We start from the raw sequence: 22,973 nt of genomic DNA on the forward strand, positions 1-22,973 counted from the left end.
CCTGTCCTCCCTTGATCCTAAAATAATATTTTTATATGACCGTCAGCTTTCCATAGCTTCGGTAAGCACACGTCTTACCTGATATGCTTCCTGAACTATAGCGCTTGCGCTCTCGGCGATATCATGGAGACGTTCCATTTCCTTCTGAGAAATGTTGCTCTTTTCTGTTTTAAGATCATTAAGATTATCAAGTGTTTCCTGAGTATCACGGAGGATTATCTCTGTTTCGCTCTCGATCTTGCCCTTCAGACCCTCAAATGCTGAGAATACCTGACGGCGGACAGTTTCAGTGAAGTCATTATTGAGCTTCATTTCGTGGAACTGCTTTCTCACCTGAGTTTTAAAGTTTGACTTATACTTATCTATTCTTTCCTTAACAAGTATCTTATCAACGGCAAAGTTTGAAGTAAAAGTACCTGCAATGCCTGCAAGAGCCATAAGGCAGAGGGTCACTGGCAGGGTAGCAGTGATGCCAAAGAAGCCTGCAAAGAATATAGCGGTATAATAAGTAGCATAAAATCCTGCAAAGCCTGTTGCTCCGCCCAAAAGTGCGCCCTTTACGCCAGACTCTCTGAAGCCCAGGAACAATCCTCCGACGCCGTAAGAGCCGATAGCAACGCCGATTATCTTATCCATTACGCCGCCGTTCTTTGAAACTCTGTCGGAAATAGTAAACATCTGCTGTATCTTTGTAACGGACTCGAAGAACTCGTCCTCAAATTCCTGAAGTCTTTCAGCCTCACAGGAAACAGCGAAGTTTATGCTGTTCTGTATCTGCTCGCAGATTATCTGCGCTCTTGCCTCTATACTCTCCTTTATTTTCTCGGTGAGCTTTGCGGTAACGAGCTTGAGCTGGTCTTTCTTGAAATCGTCAGATGACATCTGGAAGTTGTCTATAACCTCCATAGCTGTCTGCTCGATGTTTGTCCAATAGCTGTCCAGAACCGGCTGCAGGTCATTGAACACCTGATTTGCGGCGTCGTTGATCTTGACAAATTCCTGTCTTTTCTTATTTCTTATCTCGCCTATCTCTTTGATAGCCTCGTCATACTTTTCCATGAACTCATCGTTAGCCATCATGAGTGCGTTTTCCTGCATAACAACGCTTCTGAGTATCTCAGTACCCGAATTTGTTATCTTATTTGCAAGTATCTGCAATGCGATAACGCCACGCTCTTTTGTGAGCATGGTTTCAAGAGCCTTTTCAAACTCAGGGAAGTTACTCTTTTCAAGGGCTTCCTTATCCCCTATTTCCTTGGCATTAAGAGCCTGCTTTGCATAAACGCCGATAACTCTCGGAGTTCCTATCTTTCTTTTATAGACCGCAAACTCACGGGAATCCTCGCCCATGACCTTTTTAGCCTTTTCCATAACGTATTTTCCGATACGTCCTCTTACAGTTTCGACTATCTTGTTCTCGTCTGCCTGTGAGAAAGTACCGAAGCAGTTTACAACAAAGATAATTCTTCCCACGTCGGAAGTGAGCATTTTCTTTTCCAAAAACTCTTTCTCAAACTGTGAGAAAGGGGAGTTTGCACTGATAACGAAAACGGCTGCGTCTATTTTTGGCAGGATAGACAGAGTAACGTTGGTCATCTGATCGTCGTCGTTAAGACCCGGAGTGTCTATGATATCCACGTTGTTCTTACAGAACTCGGTATCATAATAAACAGTGGCTTCCTTGACAGTTTCAGCTCTTTCCTCCGACTCTGCTGTAAGCTTTGTTACATAGTCCTCCAGCTTGTTTATATCCACCCTTTCACTTTTGCCGTTTTTGTATTCCACCTGCACATACGGCTCTTCGCTATAAGTAACTCTGTTAAGGGTAGCCGTTGCAGGCAGCACGTCAGCAGGAAGTACCTCCTGACCCAGCATTGCGTTGATAAGGGTACTCTTTCCTCTCTTGAACTCGCCCACTATAGCGACCTCAAAATGCTCCTCGGCAGTTTTCTCCAATGTTTCCCGAATAGATTCCGCAGTATTGACAAGAGCGATCTCCTCGCTCAATCCAAGCAGCGATTTCAGGTTCTCTGTAAGACCCTTTACCGTTTCCTTATAGGACGCATAGCTGCCGTAATCAATTTGCTTTTTCATTACAAGCCTCCGTTCCTCGTTTCTAAGGCAAACCTTGCATGGCATTGCCTTGAGGTAATATCTATACTATATTCCATTCATTTCCGCTGTGACACAATAAATATTACCGTGACATTATTTTAATTATAACATATTATTAAAACATAAGTCAAGAATTTACTTATAACAAGTACAAAAAACTACCCTTTTGTACAAATCAGCGTACACATAATATACATTTTGCACAATATGTGAGCAAAGGCGCAAAAAAACGCCCCGAAAATCGGGGCGCTATTTTATCGAGGATGTGCTAAACAAATCTTTTATATGTAGGGGCGAACAGTGTTCGCCCGTTATTTGACTCATTTTTTCAACGGACTTATATCATGCTTTTTGAGACATTGACATCAATTCTGTCCGTAATATGCGTTCTTTCCGTGCTTTCTAAGGAAGTGCTTGTCAAGAAGCTCCTGCTGCATATGACCTATCTCAGGGTTCAGCATCATTGCGTGGAAGTTCATAAATGCGGCTTCTTCGAGAACGACTGCATTATGAACGGCTTCTGCGGCGTCCTTTCCCCATGTAAAGGGGCCATGGCTTTTTACCAGAACGGCAGGTATCTGAGTTGCGTCAAGGCCTTTGAAAGCCTCGATTATAACAGTGCCTGTTTCCTTTTCATACTCACCTGTTATCTCCTCAGGGGTCATTGCTCTTGTGCATGGTATCTCGCCGTAAAAATAATCTGCGTGAGTTGTTCCCATTGGTATTATGCCCTTTCCTGCCTGAGCAAAAGACGTTGCCCAGCGACTGTGGGTATGTACTATTCCGCCGATATCAAAGGCTTTGTAAAGCTCCAAATGTGTTGGAGTATCGCTGGAAGGCTTATATTTTCCCTCTACAACCTTGCCGCTTTCAAGATCAACTACCACCATATCATCGGCTGTCATGCCCTCATATGGCACGCCTGAGGGCTTTATGACTACAAGTCCCTTTTCCCTGTCGATAGCAGAAACATTTCCCCATGTGAATGTGACAAGTCCATATTTCGGCAGAAGCAGATTTGCTTCGCACACCTGCTGTTTTAATTCTTCAAGCATAAAATTCTCCTTTCGCTGATTTGGTAAATGCACCTTTTGTCTGCCCATTTTCCGTCCAAGTGAATAGCTCACCGACAGTCTGAGCAGACGGTTGGTTGGTTGGCGATCTCAGGTTGCCCCTACGATCTATCTATGAATTTCTATGATTTTTTTCAGAACTGTGCGCTTTTTTCTGCCGCCAATCCCTTTTTATATCTTTCCAGGAATGTTTTATAGCCCTCTGAGCCTGTCTGCTCAGGCTGAGAAGTTGTCACTTCCATATCTGCGAACACCTTTTTGTCAAGGAAGTCTGCAAGCTTTTCGCCATTTGAAAGCTCCATATATGCCGCAAGGATAGCCATGCCCCATGCACCGCCCTCTCCTGCTGTTTTCATTACTGAAACAGGGGTAGAAAGTGCGTCTGCCATAAGCTGTGAAGCCACTCCGCTGACCTTGAAAAGTCCACCGTGACCTGTTATCTTTTCAGCTTTTACCTGCTCTTTGTCAAAGAGGATATCCATGCCTATTTTCAGTGCGGTGAAAGAAGAATAAAGCTGTGCTCTGAAAAAGCTGCCCAAGGTCAAAGTGCTGTCGGGAGTGCGGAAATACATCGGTCTGCCCTCGTCAAGCTTTATAACAGGTTCGCCCGAAAGACAGTTATAGGCTGTCACGCCACCGCATGAGCTGTCGGCTGTCATGGCGTTTTTATAGAGAGTTTCATAAAGCCTGCTCTTGTCTATCTCACTGCCTGTGAGCTTTGCGAACTCACCGAACATATTCACCCATGCGTCAAGCTCTGAACAGCAGTTATTGCAATGCACCATTGCCACAGGCGAGCCGTCAGGGGTGGTAACAACGTCTATCTCCTCGTAAACACCGTTAAGTGGCTTTTCAAGGACGAGCATTGCAAATATGGAAGTGCCTGCGGAGATGTTTCCGGTCTTTTTCAGCACGCTGTCCGTTGCCACCATGCCTGTGCCTGCGTCACCCTCAGGCGGGCAGACCGGCACGCCTGCTTTGAGGCGTCCCTCAGGGTCAAGGAACTTTGCGCCCTCCTCTGTAAGAACTGCGCCCTTTTCCCCTGCATTTCTCACAGCAGGGAGGATATCTTTCAGCTTATGGTCAAAGCCTTTTTCAGCAAGGCTTTTTTCTGTAGGCTCGCAATACTCTTTTTTGTATCCTATGCCCTCCACAGGGAAGATACCTGAAGCTTCGCCAACGCCAACTTCAAAGCGGTCTGTAAGCCTTTTGTGCACATAGCCTGCAAGGGTATTGATATAAGCGATATAAGGAACATGGGCTTCTTTGTTAAGCACCGCCTGATAAAGATGAGCGATGCTCCAACGCTGCGGGATACTGAAGCCCAGCAATTTTGTAAGCTCTCCTGCCGCCTGAGCTGTCATGGTATTGCGCCATGTTCTGAAAGGCACAAGAAGCTTGTCATTCTTATCAAAAGCCATATAGCCGTGCATCATAGCAGAAATACCCATTGCACCATATGTTTCTGGATAAATGCCATACTGTGCCTTTACGTTTTCTGCAAGGTCTTTATAGCAGGCTTGTATGCCCCCGTGGATATCATCAAGAGAATATGTCCAGCAGCCGTTCTCAAAGCGGTTTTCCCACTGCTTCGACCCTGATGCGATAACAGAAAAGCTATCGTCTATAAGAACAGCCTTTATTCTTGTTGAGCCAAGTTCTATGCCAAGATATGTTCTTCCCTGCAAAATTTTATCTTTTACTGTCATTTTTGACTCTCCTTATAGTCCTTATCTCATTGTCACAACTACAACGGAGCATTTTGGCAGGTCTATCTCAAAGCCCTTTTCTGTCATTTTCGCACTGTACTCTTTTGGTGCGACCTTATCACAATTATCAAAATCATTATAGTCCCTTACTTCATTGTCAAGTATCCTGCACTTAATGTTCTGATAATTTTCTCCTGCTATATCACAGCAGATATGAGCGTCATCATCTATAGAGCAGTTCGCTATAGTGACAGTGAGGACGCCGTCCTTTACTGAGGCAGACTGTGATATCATCGGAATCTTGCCGCCTGCCTGACAGTTGTCGGCATGGCTATAGCAAAGCTCGCCGCCCTGATGAGTTTTGAAAAGGTCAAAGACGTGATATGTAGGCGTTTTTACCATTTTCTCGCCCTCTGTGAGGATAAGAGCCTGCAAAACGTTCACTGCCTGCGCAAGGTTTGCCATTACTACCTTGTCGCTGTGGTTATTGAAGATGTTCAAATTGCAAGCCGCCACGATAGCGTCACGCATTGTGTTCTGCTGATAGAGGAAACCTGGGTTTGTGCCCTCCTCAACGTCATACCAACAGCCCCACTCGTCAACTATAAGACCTATCTTACCCTCTGGATCACGGCGTGACATTATCTCGCTGTGACGTTTTATAAGCTCGTCCATATATAGAGTTTTTGATATGGTTTCGTAATACTCCTCGTCTGAAAACTCAGTTGCACTGCCCTTTTTGTTCCAATCTCCTGTAGGAACGGTGTAATAGTGCAAAGAGATAGCCTTTGTGTGCCACTCCCCAAGGTTTGACATTACAACGTCCGTCCAGTTATAATCGTTGGAATTTGGTCCACAGGCAATTTTGTAAAGCTCATTGCCGCTGAAATTCTTGCAAAAGCTCTGATATCTTCTGTATTCATCACAGTAATACTCAGGGCGCATCGAGCCGCCGCAGCCCCAGTTTTCGTTGCCTATACCAAGATATTTAAGCTTCCAAGGCTTTTCTCTGCCGTTTTTTCTTCTCAAGTCAGCCATAGGCGAAACACCGTCAAAGGTGATATATTCTATCCACTCGGAAAGCTCCTGAACAGTGCCGCTTCCGAGATTTCCTGCAAGATACGGTTCACAGCCTATCTCCTCGCACAAGTCAAAGAACTCATTTGTTCCGAAAGAGTTATCCTCCGTCACGCCACCCCAGTTGGTGTTTATCATTTTCTTGCGCTGTGTTTTTTCGCCTATGCCGTCCTTCCAATGATACTCGTCTGCAAAGCAGCCGCCCGGCCAGCGGAGAACAGGCATTTTTATCTCCTTGAAAGCTTCGATAACGTCTTTTCTTACGCCTTTTATGTTCGGTATCTCAGAATTTTCGCCAACGTACATTCCGTTATAGATACATCTGCCAAGATGTTCGGAGAAGTGTCCGTATATCTCCGGGTTGATGTGGGAACGTTTGTCTGCGGTATTGATAAGCATTGAAATATTCTTCATTGTGACCTCCTTGATGTATATGATTTTAGTTTCAATTATATTTTATCACTTGACAAAAAAACAACAATGATATATCCTATTATTATACTGATACATCATACGAAATTAGAAAGGGAAAACCTATGGAACTTCACGCTTTGGGACTAAACTACAGCCATGACGGGTCTTTTGATATACGCCGTCCAAACGGTTCGGGGGATAATCTTCTGCTTATATTCAAATCCTCTGCGGTGGTGCGTTTGCACGGCAGGGAATACTCAGTTTCCCCTGACAGCGCAATACTATACAAAAAAGGCACTGAGCAGATATACCGTGCCTGCAAGGGATTTTACATAAACCACTGGCTTCATTTTGATTGCGACGATACGCTCACCCGTGACTATTCACTCCCATATGATACGATTTTTATGTTATCAGACGCAGAGAAAACTGAGGATATCTTATCCACCATAAGCAGACTCAGCTTATCTGAAAGCGGCAGGCGTGAGGATTATATCGAGCTTATGCTCAGAATGCTGCTCATAAGACTTGGAGAGGAATATTCTCTCAGCAAGAGCGGTCAGCCGCCAAGAAAGCGCAGTCACTACGCTGACGCACTTGAGCGGCTCAGGGCTGACATCTACAGCTCCCCCTCCGGGAGCAGGAACATTGCCGATATGGCGAAAACTCTCAGCGTAAGCCCCTCACACTTTCAGTATCTTTACACCTCACGCTTCGGTGTGAGCTGTTATGAGGATATACTATGTGCGAGAATGAAAAACGCTGAATACTATCTTCTCAGCACTGACATGACAGTGAAAAACATTGCCGCTGTATGCGGATACGAAAATGACGTGCATTTCATGCGGCAGTTCAAAAGGCGATACAACATGACCCCCTCACAGTTTCGGCTAAAAAACAAAAAATAGGCATATGCAAAAAGCGGACGAAAAGAACTCGTCCGCTTTTATTTTGTCAAATATCTATTGAAAGGCGGGCGATCAAAGTCCGCCCCTACAAAACAGCTTAATCTTCTATCTCATACTGATCTTCAATGACAACAGGGTGACCGTCCTCGGTCATTATCATATCTCCTGCACTGCACTGAACAGCCGTTTGCTCTGCGGTTATGTCATTGGGTTTGAGTTTGAATCTTATTGCCTGCTTGCAGTTTTCTATCTCAACATATGTATGCTTTCCGCCTGACTCTCCGTCCAGCGTCCAAGGCACTTCGTTCACGCTTGTGAATGTGACCTTTGAGGTCTTGAAAGTCACAAAATGCTTATCGTTGAGCTTATTAAGCACTGCTTCATTTATGGTGTTGCTCAGCTCGATAGCGTTCTTAGGGGTCTTTACCAGAACCACCTCGAAAAGTCCGTCGTCAAAACACACCCCGGAAGCAATAAGCTTTTTCATTCCGCCCACTGAGATAGTGTTTGAGATAAGACCGAGTATAAAGCTTCCTTCTATTACCTCGCCGTCATGCTCCACTCTCATTTGCTGACCTGTTATCTTTGAAAGCCTTTTTATCCCTTCTGCCACATATGCGGCATGACCAAACTTGTTTTTCATCGTTTGTGAGGTTTCATAAGAAACGTCAGTGAAAGCGCCAAAGCCTGCTACATACACAAAATACTGACCGTTGAACTTACCAACGTCATAATCAAAATACACACCGTCAACTATCTCCCTTGCGGCGTCAAGCATTTTTTTCGGTATGCTCAAAGACTGAGCACAATCATTTGTTGAACCGGCAGGAATATATCCAAGCGGTATTTTCTTATCAAATGTCATCATTGCCTTGACAGCCTCAGACAATGTTCCGTCACCGCCTGATATGACTATCATATCATAATCCTGACCGCACTTGCAAAGCTTGTTATAGCCGTCAAGCTTAGCCTGCGTAGGGTAGGTGACTACCTCATAGCCGCCCTTTGTAAAAATATCCACAATGTCGCAAAGGTTATCTTTTATCTGTCCCTTGCCAGCATGGGGGTTGAACACAAAAAGCAATTTTTTCATTTTCCCAGCCCCTTTTCGTTTTTCAAATTCCTATTATTCTACTTTTTATCTATCTTTCTTACACACTTTTTACATAGAGAATTATACCACAAATTTCACAAAAGTCAAGTATTATTGCGACAGCCGTCAAAAAGTCGTCAACAATCACAAACAAATTGTCAGCCAAACCACGAAGGTGACAAAGATAATAAGGGCAAAACATATAAAATAAGCAATATGGATAAACAGGTGATCGCTGTTCGCCCCTACATATAGAAATCAAGATCATCGCCGCAGGCGATACCTTAATTCCTCATTCCTCACTAAAATAAATCAATCTTTCGCCTCATACCAACTTCTGCCGCTGTTTACGTCCACTGTCATTGGCACAGCAAGCTTTACAGCGTTTTCCATTTCATCTTTGAGTATCTTTTCGGCTCTGTCCTTGTCTTTTTCAGCCGCTTCTATAATAAGCTCGTCATGCACCTGCAAAATAAGTCTTGTGTCAAGATCTTCTTCTCTGAGCTTTTTGTATACTCTTACCATTGCTATCTTGATGATATCAGCCGCCGCACCTTGGATAGGTGCGTTCATTGCCGCCCTCTTTCCAAAAGCCTGCAAGACCTTGTTTGAAGCAGAAAGCTCAGGGATATATCTTCTTCTGCCGAAAAGGGTGGTGACATAGCCGTTTTTTATGCCGTCATCAACTGTCTTGTCCATAAATTCAGATACTTTCGGGAAGTTGTCAAGATAATTCTTGATGTATCTTTTTGCTTCCGCTACCGTTACGCCGATATCCTTTGACAGAGAAAATGCACCTATGCCATAGATTATACCAAAGTTTACAGCCTTTGCCGCACTTCTCATTTCAGGTGTGACAAAATCCTCGGGGATATCAAAGACCTGTGCCGCCGTTGAGGTATGGATATCTCTGCCCTCTGAGAAAGCTTCCTGCATATTTTTGTCACCGCACACGGAAGCAAGCACTCTAAGCTCGATCTGGCTGTAGTCAGCGTCAAGAAGAGTATAGCCGTCCTCGGCAACAAAGAATTTACGCATATTCCTGCCTATCTCTTTTCTCACGGGGATATTTTGCATATTAGGCTCGGTGGAAGATATCCTTCCTGTTCTTGTTTCGGTCTGCTTGAAAACAGAATGGACTCTGCCGTCAGGGTGGATAAGCTTCAAAAGTCCGTCAACATAGGTGGAATTGAGCTTTGTGAGGGTGCGGTACTCAACGATAAGAGGCACGATAGGGTGCTTGTCCATAAGGCTTTCAAGAACGTCCGCATTAGTGGAATAGCCCGACTTTGTTTTCTTCTTTGCAGGCAGACCTAAGTCCTCGAAAAGCACCTCCCCAAGCTGTTTTGTGGAGGCTATATTGAACTCCTTGCCTGCATACATATATATCTGCGAGGTAAGCTCGTCTATCTTTATTTTCAAGTCCTCACCGAAAGCCTTTATGCCCTCTGCGTCAGCCTTTACACCGTAAAACTCCATTGAAGCAAGCACTTCGCAAAGTGGCATTTCGATATCGTCGAATAGCTTTGTCATTTCTGTCATTTCAAGCTGTTTTTTCAGATTTTCACTAAGAGCAGGCAGGCTTGAAAGGTCTGCATATTCCCCCATATCAGAGCGGTAAAGGCACTTATATGAAAGACAAAGATTTTCCGCTGTATACTCGCTTGACTGTGAATTGAGAAGATATCCTGCAAGGTCGCAGCAGAAAGTGAGGTTTTCAAGGTGAGTGCCATTTGAGAACGCAAACTTATGGGCAGTTTTGCCCTCAAAGGTTATTTTTTTGCAGGCTGTTCCCATGAAAGCTGTGATAATTGCATTGTCCTCGGTGGTGTAGATAACATCGTTACAGAGGATAGAAAGCTTATTGTCGGCAAAGATAAAATACACTGTTTTGTCCTTGCCGAGAACAGATATAACGCTCTCATCAAGTGGCTTGACCTCAAACTTAGGCAGGTCGGAAAGCTTTAGCTTGCTTTCCTGCACTGCGCTGTCAGCGCTTTCCACAGCTTTTCCGCTAAGACCCAATCTGTCTATAAGGCGCATCATTTCAAGGTCGGCAAGGAGAGCCTTTGTTTTCTCGGTATCAACCTCGCCCAGCTTATAAAACTCTGTAGCTTTATCAACAGGGGCTTCAAGACATATTTCGGCAAGGAAACGGCTGTCTATAGCGTCCTGATGACCATTTTCAAGCTTTGTGCGCACAGACGGGGTAAGCTTGATATCTGCGAGGTGTTCATAAAGGGTCTTGACATCGCCCTCCTGCTTGATAAGGGAAAGTGCGGTCTTTTCGCCAATGCCCTTTACGCCTGAGATATTGTCTGAGGTATCTCCCATAAGAGCCTTTACCTCGATCATTTGGCGAGGGGTAACGCCGTATTCTTCCATTATCCTGTCAGGGGTATATATCTTTGTTTCCTTTGTGGTGGCAAGGCGCACTGTCACACGGTCGGAAACGAGCTGAAAGCTGTCCCTGTCACCAGTGAGGATATAGCACTCGTTGCCTGAATCTGCGGCGGCTTTTGAGAGCGTACCGAGAATATCGTCTGCTTCATAGCCCTCGCACTGTACTATCTTTATACCAAGGTCGCCCAAAAGCTCTTTTATCACAGGCATTTGCTGAGCAAGCTCCTCAGGCATACCCTTTCGGTTGGCTTTGTATGCGGCATTCGCCTTGTGTCTGAAAGTAGGGGCTTTAAGGTCGAAAGCCACTGCCACGCAGTCAGGCTTTACCTCACCTATCTCCTTGAGGTAAATATTCATAAACCCCGTAAGGGCATTCGTGAACTGTCCCTTTGAATTTGACAGCAGCTTTATTCCGTAAAAAGCCCTGTTCATTATGCTGTTTCCGTCTATGGCTAGTAGTTTCATTCTAGTCCAAGCACCTCCGCTTTATTGTTCTCATTTCTTGGATTATACTCGTCAACGTCCCACTTGAAAGGGTTATTGTGTATGTATTTTGAAATTGCTATATATTCTTTTTGGTTTCTGATGATATGGTCATAATATGAACGCTGAAAAATATTAAAACCAATATCCTTATTTATAAATCTTTTCAACATTGACACATACTGTGGAACTATCTCGTTTGTAGGGGACGGCGCCCTCGACGTCCCGCTGACTCCCGCACCGATTTTCAGTATAAAATGGATATGATTTGGCATTATGACATATTGCAATATCTTTTTGTCATCATAGACACTGTTTGCTCTGTGGATATTATCTCTGATAATTTTACCAAAGCTTGAAAGATAGACCTTTCCGACAGCGTGTGCGCAACATAACGGGACGTCGGGGGCGCCGTCCCCTACATCTGTTGCCCACAACAACTCGTTTTTATCAATAGTACATATGGTGATGAAGTATAGTCCATTTTTGGAATAATCATAATTATCAAGTCTTATGATTTTCCTTACAGGTTTATCCATAAAATTATTCCGAAATCTTATCCAGCGACAGCGTTGCAATGCCGTTAAGGCTTTCGTCTGCTCGTCTGCCTGCAAGATAGTCAAAATATCCCTGACAGGCTATCATTGCTCCGTTATCGCCGCAGTATTTGAACTCAGGCATATAAAGCTTATAGCCACGCTTGTCACAGGCTTTTTGAAGCTTCTCTCTTACCCCTGAGTTTGCCGAAACGCCGCCTGCAAGCCCTATGGTAGTATACCCAAGATCTTTTGCGGCAAGCATCGCTTTGTCTACAAGAATGTCAGATATGGTGTTCTGGAACGAAGCCGCCATATCGTTCACATTGACAGTTTCGCCCTTTTGTGTGGCATTATGCACAAGGTTTATAACGGCAGTTTTTAGTCCGCTGAATGAGAAGTCATATTCACTGCCCTGCACCTTTGGGTGAGGGAGCTTATAGGCATTAGGATCACCTGACTTTGCGGCATTGTCGATAAACTTTCCACCAGGGTATTCAAAGCCCAATGTTCTCGCTACCTTGTCAAAGCACTCGCCTGCGGCATCATCTCTTGTTCTGCCTATAACATGATATCTTGAATAATCAAGCACCTCTACAATATGTGAATGTCCTCCCGACACGACCAAGCAAAGATAAGGCGGTTTAAGCTCAGGGTGAGAGATATAGTTTGCGGCAATGTGACCTGCGATATGGTGAACAGGCACAAGAGGCTTGCCTGCACTCATGGCAAGTCCCTTTGCAAAGCTTACTCCCACGAGAAGTGCACCGATAAGTCCCGGAGCATAGGTCACTGCAACAGCGTCGATATCCTCCATTGTGCAGTTTGCTTCTTCAAGAGCGGCTTTTGTTACCCATGTTATGTTCTCCGCATGGCGGCGTGAGGCTATCTCAGGCACAACTCCACCATAAAGCCTGTGTTCGTCTATCTGACTTGCAACTATATTTGAAAGCACCGTTTTTCCGTCTTCAACAACAGAGCAGGCTGTTTCATCGCAGGAGCTTTCTATTCCTAAAATCTTCATTATATTACCCTCTTTTTATTTCGTAAATATAAGCATATCATATACATTTAATAAGCAGACAAATTGGAGCAAGCGGGCGAACAGTGTTCACCCCTACAAATAAAATCGCAAAAAGTGTTGGAACAAGCAGGCGAACAAAGGTCGCCCCTACGAAAAAATAATCATCGCCGCAGGCGATACCTTAATTCCTCATTCCTCACTCCTCATTCCTCACTATTCCAGTCCGTATATTCTCTTCATCTCCGCCGAGTTTCCCCCGTCAACCGAACGCACATACAACGGCTTTTCTATCTGCACAAAAGGCTTTCCGCCCTTTTTGCCCTCAACGAGAATAAGCCATGGGGGACACTCTGGGTTTTTGTGAACTGTCCGCAAACGCTTCGGCTCGATGCCGCTGGCTCTCATTGCCACCATTATATCGCATAGGCGCTCGGGGCGGTTGCATATGCAAAGCCTGCCACCGAATTTCAGATTTTTCTTTGCACATCTGCACACGTCATCAATAGTGCAGAGCATTTCATGGCGTGCGATAGAAACCGCTTCTCTGTCATTCTTCGCACCTGTGTTGTTTATCTTGTAAGGCGGATTGCAGGTGATAAGGTCAAGCTCTTTTTCGCTTCGCCAATCATTCAAGTCGCCCAAAACAGGCTGGATAGTGTCTATTTTCGACCTCTCAAGAGATACTTTAAGCTGTTCGTGAGCCTTTTCCTGTATCTCAACAGCATATATCTTCTGTGGCTTGTAAAATTTGTGCAGAAGAAGCGCTATTATGCCGCTTCCTGTGCAAAGGTCTGCGCAGATATCCTTGTGCCGTCCTGCTGAAAAATCCGCAAGCAGAAAAGCGTCAGTACCAAAGCGGTGTTCGTCAGATATACATATCTCAATGCCCTCGCCCAAGGACTCAAATGTAAAATCGTTATATGTCATTTATTTCTCCATTTTCAGTGGGTTGAAGTGCCATTAAAACAGCATTTTCCGTGGGGGCGGTGTAGAAATTTTTTCTCATGCCTACCCTCTCAAAGCCCTGCTTTTCGTAAAATTGTATAGCCCCAAGGTTTGATTCCCGCACTTCAAGATACCATTTTTCAGCCTTTGCGGCATTGTATGCGCTGTCAAAAAGGGCTTTTGCAATGCCCATTCTGCGGAACTTCTCCAAAACGCCTATATTGTTTATCTCAGCTTCTCCGCAAACGCACCACACGCTTATAAAGCCTGCGGCTTCGCCATTACAAAGGGCAAGAAACGATATATCGTCAGGGTTTGAAAGCTGTTTTTTGTAGGTTTCAAAACTCCAAGCTTCGGGCAGAATTTTCGCCGCAGTTTGTGAAAAAAGCTGTACGTTTTCCTCTGAAAGAGGCACAATGGTCACATCTGCCACCTTATTCGCCCTCTATTTTCGTGCCAATAAGGCAATACGCTTTGCAGTCGCTCAGAATTTTGACTTTTACATCATGGAAGCCACGCTCTCTAGCCATTGAACGCACCTGCTGAGGAGTGAACTTGTCAAAACCTGTGTCGCAGTACGGGAGCTTATCAAGGTAGCCCTTTGTATAGAATGTGCAGATAAAATTGCCGCCGTCTTTGAGAACTCGCCTTACCTCGTCAAGAACTTTTGCGGTGTCCTCCCAGAAATAAATGGTGTTCACAGTGTAAACAGTGTCAAAAAAATCGTCATTATAAGGAAGCTCCTCAGCTTTTCCCTGCTGTAAGATCACCTTGTTGGTATTCACTCCGTCACGGTTTTCTCGCTTGGCTTTTTCCACCATATCCGCAGAAATATCGACTCCATAGAACTTAGCGTTTATATTCTTGCTAAGCTTTTTGATAGTCACACCGTTTCCAAAGCCTATATCCAATATCCTTGCACCGTCAAGCTTGCAGACAAATTTTTTCACCGCTCTGTAGTGCTCTGCATTGAAAAAATTCATGAATTTTGCACAGGCTATACCGCCCAATCCCTCTGGGTCGGCACACTGTCCGCCGATGTATTCTTTTATGCTCATAAAATCACCTCAAAAAATCTAAATTAATATATAATATACAAATTGCGAAAGCCAACGGGCGAACAATGTTCGCCCCTACGAGAAATGATAATCGCCGCAGGCGATACCTTAATTCCTCATTCCTCATTTAAACAAGTGTCCGTAAAGCTCCCCCTTAGAAAATCCCGTCGCCTTTGCTATCTCACGGCAAGCGTCAGCTCCACGCATACCCTTTTCCACAAGGGATCTTACTTGTTCCAAAGCTTCCTCTATATTCTCCGCAGGGCAAAGCTCGTCCTCTTTTGCACCCTCGATAACAAGCACAAATTCGCCCTTTGGCTTGTTGGCTTCATAATACTCCACAGCCTGCGCAAGAGTGGTGCGGAAAACTTCTTCGTGTATCTTTGTAAGCTCCCTGCAAAGAGATATTCTTCTGTCACCGAAATATTCCAGCATATCCTTCAAAGTGTAGATGAGCTTGTGGGGCGCTTCATAGAAAATAAGAGTGTTCGTGCAGTTTTTTACCGAGGCAAGATGATTTAATCTTTGCTTCTTGGTGGTTGACAAAAAGCCCTCGAACTGAAATCTTGCAGTGTCAAGTCCGCTTATGGCAAGTGCTGATACCACCGCTGACGGACCTGGTACTACCTCCACTTTCACACCGTTTTCAGCGCACAGCTTTACAAGCAGCTCCCCAGGGTCTGAAATGCAGGGCATACCGGCGTCTGTGACGATAGCGGCGTTCTCGCCTGCCATTATCCTGTTCAAAATGCTCTCGCCCACCTGTTTTGCATTGTGTTCGTGATAACTCACAAGTGGCGTTTTTATGTCAAAATAATTGAGAAGCTTTGCGGTAACTCTTGTGTCCTCGGCACAGATAAAATCAGCCTTTTCTAGGGTCTCAACTGCACGGTATGTCATATCTCCAAGGTTGCCTATAGGCGTTCCTACTACGGATAAAATTCCCATTGTTTATTCTCCTAACTCGTTTGCAAGTATGTGGTCTATCATCTCATAAAGGTCAGAAATGGTATTAAGCCCACCGCACTGCGCTCTTAGCCTTGCAGAGCCTTTCAGCCCTTTAACATACCATGCGCAGTTTTTTCTGGCTTCTTTCATGCCCTGACGTTCGCCCTTGTATTTGCATATAAGCTCGCAGTGCTTTTTCATCACTGCCATTTTTTCTTCTATGCTCACCTCAGGAAGCTTTTCCCCTGTTTCAAGATAATGCTTCACGTCACGGAAAACCCATGGTCTGCCATAGCTTCCTCTGCCTATCATCACAAGGTCACAGCCAGTCTGCTCATACATTGCCTTTGCGCTTTCTCCGTCAACAACGTCACCGTTTCCGATAACAGGTATCTTCACAGCCCCTTTTACCTGCTTTATTATATCCCAATCGGCTTTGCCTGAATAAAACTGCGTTCTCGTCCTGCCGTGACAGGTGACGGCGCTTGCCCCTGCCTGCTCCATGAGCTTTGCAAACTCCACTGCATTTATGCTGTTTTCGTCCCAGCCTGCACGAAATTTCACTGTAACGGGGCAGTTTGCGTTTTTTACCACCTCTCTGCATATCTCTGCCGCTGTGTCAGGAAGCTTCATAAGTGCAGAGCCACTGCCGTTGCCGACTATCTTAGGCACAGGACAGCCCATGTTTATATCAATGATATCAGGGGAATAATCGTTGAGCTTATAAGCCGCTTTTCCCATATAATAAGGGTCTTCCCCGAAAAGCTGCAAAGCATAGGGGCGTTCCTCTTTCTCAATCTCGCAAAGACGTGCAGTCTTTTTGTCACCAAAGCACAGACCCTTCGATGATATCATTTCGCTCACAAGATATGACGCACCATACTCTTTGCACATAAGGCGATATGATTTATCTGCCACCGACGCCATGGGTGCTAATGCGGCGGTCTTTTCTATTTCAACGTTTCCGATAAAAAAACTGTTCATCAAGTCAAATTCTCCTAATATGTTCCAATACATGAATAGTCATAGCGATACTATTTTATTATAGCACAATGCGTGATTTTTTGCAACGATAAAAAGCCATATAACTACACAAAGTAATAAATCGCTGAAACGCCTTGACATTTGCGGAATTTTGCTATAAAATATAATGGTAGTATTATATTTTGTATAAGGAGAATGTTTCATGAATAATTCTGAAAAAACCATGGATAAGATCGTGGCTCTCTGTAAAAACAGAGGCTTTGTATACCCTGGAAGCGAGATCTACGGCGGTCTTGCAAACACTTGGGACTACGGTCCGCTTGGCGTTGAGCTGAAAACTAACATCAAGAACGCTTGGAGAAAGAAGTTCATTCAGGAGAACAAGTACAACGTTGGTCTTGACTCCGCTATCCTTATGAATCCGCAGACTTGGGTGGCTTCAGGTCACATTGGCGGTTTCTCTGACCCTCTTATGGACTGCAAGGACTGTAAGACACGTCACAGAGCGGACAACCTTATCGAAGATTTTGACGGCACTAACGTTGCAGGCTGGACAAACGAGCAGATGATGGACTACATCAAGGAAAAGCAGATCCCATGCCCAGATTGCGGAAGCCACAACTTCACTGATATCCGTCAGTTCAACCTTATGTTCAAGACATTTCAGGGTGTAACTGAGGACTCAAAGTCTGAGCTTTATCTGCGTCCTGAAACTGCACAGGGTATCTTTGTAAACTTTGCAAATATCCAGAGAACAACAAGAAAGAAAGTACCTTTCGGTGTTGCACAGGTAGGTAAGTCATTCAGAAACGAGATCACTCCGGGTAACTTTATTTTCCGTGTTCGTGAGTTTGAGCAGATGGAGCTTGAGTTCTTCTGCAAGCCGGGCACAGACCTTGAGTGGTTCAACTACTGGAGAGGCTTCTGCAAGGATTGGCTCCTTAGCCTTAACATCAAGGAAGAAAACCTTCGTCTGAGAGATCATTCACCTGAGGAGCTTTGCTTCTATTCAAAGGCTACAACTGACTTTGAGTATCTCTTCCCATTTGGCTGGGGCGAGCTTTGGGGCGTTGCCGACAGAACTGATTATGACCTTAATCAGCACATCAAGACAAGCGGCAAGAGCCTTGATTACTTTGACCCTGAAACAAACGAGAGATACGTTCCATACGTTATCGAGCCTTCCCTTGGCGTTGAGAGATTGTTCCTGACAGTTGTTTGCGAAGCATATGACGAAGAGAACATCGGCACAGAGGAGAAGCCTGACGTTAGAACTGTTATGCGTTTCCACCCTGCACTTGCTCCTTTCAAGGCTTGTGTTCTTCCGCTTTCCAAGAAGCTCAGCGAGCAGGCAGGCGAGCTTTATGCAGAGCTTTCAAAGCACTTCCTTGTTGACTATGACGAGGCAGGTTCTATCGGTAAGAGATATCGCCGTCAGGACGAGATCGGTACACCATTCTGCATCACATATGACTTTGATTCTGTTGAGGACGGCTGTGTAACAGTAAGAGACAGAGATACAATGGAGCAGGAGCGTGTCAAGATCGACGAGCTGGTAGCTTATATCGAAAAGAAGATAGCTTTCTAGTAAAATAAAGATCTTTGCGGGCGAACGGTTTGTTCGCCCGTTTTTTATGCCCGTTTTTACAATAAAAAGCTTTACAAAATTGGCGAGTTGTGATATAATATGTTTGTATATTTTTACGAAAGGACGTCCTTGCCATAAAAAATATATTTGACTCACATTGTCACTATGACGATCACGCTTTCGATGAGGACAGATACGAAGTCCTTGACAGGCTTCTTTGCGACCCTGACTCTCCTGTAGACAAGGTCTGCCATGCCGCAACGGACGAAAGATCGTCTTTGTTCGGAATCGAAACTGCGAAAAAATATGAGAATTTCTATACCTCTGTGGGCTTTCACCCTGAGTGTATGGATACTCTTCCTGAAAATTATATGCAGGTGCTTGACGAGCTTTATTTGAAAGCCTGCTCTACTCACAAGCTTGTTGCGATTGGTGAGATAGGGCTTGACTATCATTATGAGGGATATGACAAAGAAAGACAGATAAAGCTTTTTGACAAGCAGGTGGAATATGCTGTGAAGAAAAGTCTGCCTGTTATAGTTCACTGCCGTGAAGCCACTCAGGACTGCCTTGACGTGCTGAACAAATATGCGCCGTCAGGTGTAGTTCACTGCTTTTCAGGCTCGGCGGAGACCGCAGAGATAGTGCTTGGGCTTGGTATGTATATCGGGTTTACAGGTGCGCTTGCTTTTAAAAATGCTAAAAAAGCCAAACGTGCTCTTGAAGTTGTCCCAATGGACAGGCTTCTTCTTGAAACGGACTGTCCTTATATGGCGCCCCCTCCTTACAGAGGACAGAGGTGCGAAAGCCCTATGATAGAAGAAGTGGCAAAGGTCGTGGCTGAGATAAAAAAACTCGATCCGCAGGAAGTGCTTGACATTACAAATAGAAACGCTTGCCGCCTGTTCGGGATCGAATATGAGAAAGGATAAGAGAACAAAATGAAAGAAACTATGTATGTAGTGATACCATGCTACAACGAAGAACAAATGTTGCCTATCACAGCGAAAGCGCTTATAAAAAAGCTCGATGAGCTGAAGGCAGAAGGTCGTATCGCACAGAACAGCAAGGTCATGTTCGTTGACGACGGCTCAAAGGACAAAACGTGGGAGATAATACAGAAGCTCCACGAAGCAAGCCCTGTTTTCACAGGTCTTAAACTCTCAAGAAACAAAGGTCATCAGAACGCACTGCTGGCTGGTCTTATGACGGCGAGAAACTATGCTGATATCGTTGTTTCCATGGACGCTGACTTGCAGGACGATATAAACGCTATTGACGGCTTCCTTGATAAGAGGGCAGAGGGCTGTGATATTGTTTACGGCGTTCGTTCATCGAGAGAAAAGGATACCGCTTTCAAGCGAGGAACTGCTCAGGCATATTACAAGCTTTTGGAGCATATGGGCGTTGAGATAACATATAATCACGCTGATTACAGACTTATGAGCAAAAGGGCTATAGACGCTCTGGCAGAGTTTAAGGAAGTAAATCTGTTTCTGAGAGGTCTTGTGCCTATGGTTGGCTTCAAGAGCGACATCGTTAAGTATGTAAGAAACGAGCGTGTGGCGGGCGAATCTAAATATCCGCTGAAAAAAATGCTTTCTTTTGCAGTTGAGGGAATAACCTCTCTTTCTGTAAAGCCTATAAGATTTATCACCACTATCGGTATAATAGTATTTTTAGTATCACTTATAATGCTTATATATTTCCTTATAACATGGGCAGTGGGGCACACCGTTCAGGGCTGGGCTTCAACTATCACGTCTATATGGGCGATAGGCGGACTTCAGCTTTTGGCTATAGGCATTATCGGAGAATATATAGGCAAGATCTATTTGGAAACAAAGGCTAGACCTAAATTTATAATCGAAACAAATCTTGAAGAAACAGACAAGGAGTAATTAAAAATGGCAGAACTCAAGGCTAACAATCAGAAACCAAATTTCGACAACAACCCTAAGCTTATAGAAGCTATCGCAGAAATGAGAAAGAATTTCTGTGCCGAAACTCAAAACAAGGTAATAAACACAGCACTTGCCTGCACATTTCTCGTGCCTGCAATGGTAGAAAAGACAACAGAGCTTGTTGCCGACGCTGAAAACCATGTTAATTTTGAGGACAAGAGCAAGGCTAAGTTCATTCTTCTCAACAACAACAAAACAAACGGCACATTTTTCCCTGTTTTCACTTCCCCGGAGGAAGCTAAGAAGCTCCAGTATGACAAGCCATTCCAGAGCTTTGCAATGAGATTTCAGGATATAGCTGCTCTCACTGAGCAGACGCCAAAGGTACAGGGATTTGTTGTAAACCCATTTGGCGAGAACCTTCCTTTCACTCAGGAAATGCTTGAGTCTATCAAGCAGACTCTCATAAGAGTAGCAAAGGAGCGCAAGGCGGCTAAAGAAGCTGCTGAAAATGGCGAAGCTCCTGACATTGCTGTTACAAACAACGAAACAGCAGAGTAAGATACTTAAGCATATCGGAGGATGGACTGTGTTCGTCCTCTTTTTTTACCTGTCTATAAAAATCTAATTACAGAAGTCCGTGTCTTATTTTTACGAAAACTATGCTTAATATGGTTGACAAAAATCATGCCGTGTGTTATAATTGTAGTAATATGGTGGGAAATAAAGCGTGTTATTTGTGCAGTGTTCACTATCACGCACCACGCAAAAGACTAAAAGGTTCTGCTTTTAGAAATTTTTTCGTGATCTGAGGGAGTATATATGGCTAACGAAACTGAGCTTGAAAAAATTGACCGTGCTGCCGAATACTTTGAAAGATATTTTGAGTTTGAGGACGCTGTAACGGTCAGCAAGGAAAATAAAGAATACCTCAAAACTTATATCCATGACAACGATTATGTTGTTAAAAACTTCAATATAAAAAATAAAATAATTAAGTCTTTAGGCATAAGCATCGGCATTGGATTGGTGGCTTTTCTGCTGCTGTGGCTGCTCCTTGGCACAAAGCTTATTATAGTGGGCATTATTGCAGGTGCACTTATTTTTATCGGTGCAGGCGTTTTCGGTATCGCACTGAACAAATACAGACTTACTGCTGCTGAACAGAAGCAGGTTGAAGTGAACGAGGGCATAAACGAACAGATAATAATGCTTGATGACAGAATAAAGCAGGTAGAACGTCAGAGAGATGATTACTACAAGGCTCTTGAAAAGAGAGTGCCTTTCATGTCACTTGACTATATGAAGAACGTTCAGCAGATAAAACAGTTTCTTGTGGACGGCAAGGCTGACACCTGCGAGGAAGCTGTGGATATGTTCGAGGAGTCGATGCTTTTACAGCAAATGACGGATATCATGACAAAGAGCGAAACTATAGAGCCTGTCAAGGACGATAAGGAACGTTTCGGCGACCCTTTGAAGATAATAAAGGAAAACAAGAAGAAACGCAAGAAGGAAAAGAAAGCAAAAAAAGACAAAAAGTAACTTTCGACCGCAGCAGCATTTTACGCCGCTGCGGTCTTTCTGTGAAGATCCACAATTTGCTATAGATAGGATAATGTATGAACGAGAAAAAAGATATTCTGACAAAAACATGGGTAGTGGCTGTCCTTGCGTCCATATGCTGTATGCTGTGGGGAAGTGCATTTTCCTGCGTGAAAATAGGCTACAGCCTTATGAACATAACCACCAATGACAGCGGCTCTCAGCTTGTGTTTGGGGGCATAAGATTTTTTGTGGCAGGGCTAATGGCTCTTGCCATGGGAAGCACAGCGGAGAGAAAAATTCTCCTGCCAACAAAAACTTCCATACCAAAGATCATGATAATAAGCCTTTTTCAGACAATTTTGCAGTATTTTTTCTACTACATAGGTCTAGCCCACACAACGGGGGTAAAGGCAGCGATAATAGTTGGGGCGAACGTTTTTATTGCGATACTTGTGTCATCGCTTTTATACAAGCTTGAAAAGCTCACCGCTGTGAAAATAGCAGGCTGTATACTTGGTTTTTCGGGTATCATTGTTATAAATCTCGGGGGACTTTCGGGGGTAAGCTTCAATTTTCTCGGGGACGGATTTATTTTTCTTTGCACCTGTGCATACGCTTTTTCATCGGTGTATATGAAGCGCTATTCCGAAACAGAAGACCCTGTTATGCTTAGCGGCTGGCAGTTCGTTTTCGGTGGAGCAGTTCTCACTGTCATAGGCTTTTTAATGGGTGGCAGGCTTGGTCACATGAGCGCAAAGGCTTTTTTGATGCTTTTGTATCTTGCCTTTGTATCAGCGGCGGCATATTCGCTGTGGGCAGTGCTTTTGAAGCACAACCCTGTTTCAAAGGTGGCGATTTTCGGCTTTATGAACCCTGTGTGCGGAGTGCTGCTTTCAACTATCCTGCTTGATGAAAAAGGCATTTTTGGCGTTCAGGGGATAGCCGCACTTATCCTTGTATGCTCGGGTATCTTTATTGTTCAGAGAAAAGGGAATAAATAATATTGTAACTATGCTCATATGCTTTTGCATATTCACGTTGTTTGTATGTAGGGGCGAACAGTGTTCGCCCGTTGATTTGACATTTTTGCAACAGACTGGCTCATGTGCTTATTGCATATGAGCTTTTTTATTCAAAATCGTTCTAAAGACTGTTTAAAATGT

The 22,973-nt window shown here is 44.3% G+C and carries 20 protein-coding genes; 7 read left to right on the plus strand and 13 right to left on the minus strand.

Annotated features, from left to right (window positions below):
• Positions 1 to 42: 42 nt before the first annotated feature.
• From AB5627_RS00830 to AB5627_RS00845, 4 genes are all read right to left on the minus strand, one after another.
• Complete coding sequence (locus tag AB5627_RS00830) at positions 43 to 2,094, minus strand: dynamin family protein (protein ID WP_256321992.1); 2,052 nt, start codon at positions 2,092 to 2,094, stop codon at positions 43 to 45.
• A 386-nt stretch (positions 2,095 to 2,480) separates the two neighbouring features.
• Entirely contained in the window at positions 2,481 to 3,170 is a 690-nt protein-coding gene (gene araD / locus AB5627_RS00835; protein ID WP_022287150.1) for an L-ribulose-5-phosphate 4-epimerase, read from the minus strand.
• 152 nt (positions 3,171 to 3,322) lie between these two features.
• A complete protein-coding gene (locus AB5627_RS00840; RefSeq protein ID WP_022287151.1) occupies positions 3,323 to 4,897 on the minus strand; it encodes a xylulokinase in 1,575 nt (524 codons plus the stop codon).
• A gap of 21 nt (positions 4,898 to 4,918) precedes the next feature.
• Positions 4,919 to 6,388: an alpha-N-arabinofuranosidase gene (locus AB5627_RS00845; protein ID WP_022287152.1), complete on the minus strand. Its 1,470-nt coding sequence runs from the start codon at positions 6,386 to 6,388 to the stop codon at positions 4,919 to 4,921.
• A 122-nt stretch (positions 6,389 to 6,510) separates the two neighbouring features.
• Between AB5627_RS00845 and AB5627_RS00850 the strand changes: the two genes are divergently transcribed.
• Positions 6,511 to 7,296, plus strand: coding sequence for an AraC family transcriptional regulator (locus AB5627_RS00850; RefSeq protein ID WP_022287153.1), 786 nt, complete (start codon positions 6,511 to 6,513; stop codon positions 7,294 to 7,296).
• Positions 7,297 to 7,393: 97 nt separating this feature from the next.
• On the opposite strand, the gene AB5627_RS00855 is transcribed toward AB5627_RS00850, so the two are convergent.
• The 9 genes from AB5627_RS00855 to dusB form a co-directional block, all read right to left on the minus strand.
• Complete coding sequence (locus tag AB5627_RS00855) at positions 7,394 to 8,389, minus strand: diacylglycerol kinase family protein (protein WP_302837488.1); 996 nt, start codon at positions 8,387 to 8,389, stop codon at positions 7,394 to 7,396.
• Between the two features lie 312 nt (positions 8,390 to 8,701).
• Positions 8,702 to 11,257 (minus strand): DNA polymerase I, encoded by a 2,556-nt coding sequence (gene polA / locus AB5627_RS00860; RefSeq protein WP_368369618.1) that lies wholly within the window; start codon positions 11,255 to 11,257, stop codon positions 8,702 to 8,704.
• Entirely contained in the window at positions 11,254 to 11,814 is a 561-nt protein-coding gene (locus AB5627_RS00865) for a transposase (protein WP_287209310.1), read from the minus strand. Before AB5627_RS00865 ends, polA begins: the two co-directional genes overlap by 4 nt.
• A 4-nt stretch (positions 11,815 to 11,818) precedes the next feature.
• Positions 11,819 to 12,835, minus strand: coding sequence for a tRNA (adenosine(37)-N6)-threonylcarbamoyltransferase complex transferase subunit TsaD (tsaD, locus tag AB5627_RS00870; RefSeq protein ID WP_022287128.1), 1,017 nt, complete (start codon positions 12,833 to 12,835; stop codon positions 11,819 to 11,821).
• Positions 12,836 to 13,048: 213 nt separating this feature from the next.
• Positions 13,049 to 13,762, minus strand: a complete 714-nt coding sequence (locus tag AB5627_RS00875; RefSeq protein ID WP_265290341.1) for a tRNA1(Val) (adenine(37)-N6)-methyltransferase — start codon at positions 13,760 to 13,762, stop codon at positions 13,049 to 13,051.
• A complete protein-coding gene (gene rimI, locus AB5627_RS00880) occupies positions 13,752 to 14,204 on the minus strand; it encodes a ribosomal protein S18-alanine N-acetyltransferase (RefSeq protein ID WP_022287158.1) in 453 nt (150 codons plus the stop codon). The genes AB5627_RS00875 and rimI overlap by 11 nt, the downstream gene beginning before the upstream one ends.
• Before the next feature lie 10 nt (positions 14,205 to 14,214).
• Positions 14,215 to 14,838 carry a class I SAM-dependent methyltransferase gene (locus tag AB5627_RS00885; protein WP_022287159.1) on the minus strand — a complete coding sequence of 208 codons (624 nt, stop codon included), beginning with the start codon at positions 14,836 to 14,838 and terminating at the stop codon, positions 14,215 to 14,217.
• 123 nt (positions 14,839 to 14,961) lie between these two features.
• Entirely contained in the window at positions 14,962 to 15,786 is an 825-nt protein-coding gene (gene rsmI, locus AB5627_RS00890) for a 16S rRNA (cytidine(1402)-2'-O)-methyltransferase (protein ID WP_022287160.1), read from the minus strand.
• Between the two features lie 3 nt (positions 15,787 to 15,789).
• Positions 15,790 to 16,770: a tRNA dihydrouridine synthase DusB gene (gene dusB / locus AB5627_RS00895; protein WP_022287161.1), complete on the minus strand. Its 981-nt coding sequence runs from the start codon at positions 16,768 to 16,770 to the stop codon at positions 15,790 to 15,792.
• A gap of 202 nt (positions 16,771 to 16,972) precedes the next feature.
• On the opposite strand from dusB, the gene AB5627_RS00900 reads away from it, so the two are divergent.
• The 6 genes from AB5627_RS00900 (at position 16,973) to AB5627_RS00925 (ending at position 22,811) form a co-directional block, all read left to right on the plus strand.
• Complete coding sequence (locus AB5627_RS00900) at positions 16,973 to 18,358, plus strand: glycine--tRNA ligase (protein ID WP_022287162.1); 1,386 nt, start codon at positions 16,973 to 16,975, stop codon at positions 18,356 to 18,358.
• Between the two features lie 143 nt (positions 18,359 to 18,501).
• Positions 18,502 to 19,290 (plus strand): TatD family hydrolase, encoded by a 789-nt coding sequence (locus AB5627_RS00905; protein ID WP_333634963.1) that lies wholly within the window; start codon positions 18,502 to 18,504, stop codon positions 19,288 to 19,290.
• A 9-nt stretch (positions 19,291 to 19,299) separates the two neighbouring features.
• Entirely contained in the window at positions 19,300 to 20,259 is a 960-nt protein-coding gene (locus tag AB5627_RS00910) for a glycosyltransferase family 2 protein (RefSeq protein WP_022287164.1), read from the plus strand.
• A 6-nt stretch (positions 20,260 to 20,265) separates the two neighbouring features.
• The gene (locus tag AB5627_RS00915; protein WP_022287165.1) at positions 20,266 to 20,823 is read left to right on the plus strand and encodes an SseB family protein; all 558 of its coding nucleotides are present in this window, start codon (positions 20,266 to 20,268) and stop codon (positions 20,821 to 20,823) included.
• A gap of 261 nt (positions 20,824 to 21,084) precedes the next feature.
• Positions 21,085 to 21,807 carry a hypothetical protein gene (locus AB5627_RS00920; RefSeq protein WP_117863662.1) on the plus strand — a complete coding sequence of 241 codons (723 nt, stop codon included), beginning with the start codon at positions 21,085 to 21,087 and terminating at the stop codon, positions 21,805 to 21,807.
• A gap of 77 nt (positions 21,808 to 21,884) precedes the next feature.
• Entirely contained in the window at positions 21,885 to 22,811 is a 927-nt protein-coding gene (locus AB5627_RS00925; protein ID WP_038672769.1) for a DMT family transporter, read from the plus strand.
• Positions 22,812 to 22,973 lie beyond the last annotated feature (162 nt).

The organism is Ruminococcus sp. RTP21198st1_G1_RTP21198_201120, assembly GCF_040924265.1.
GTDB classification, from domain to species: Bacteria; Bacillota; Clostridia; order Oscillospirales; family Ruminococcaceae; genus Hominimerdicola; species Hominimerdicola aceti.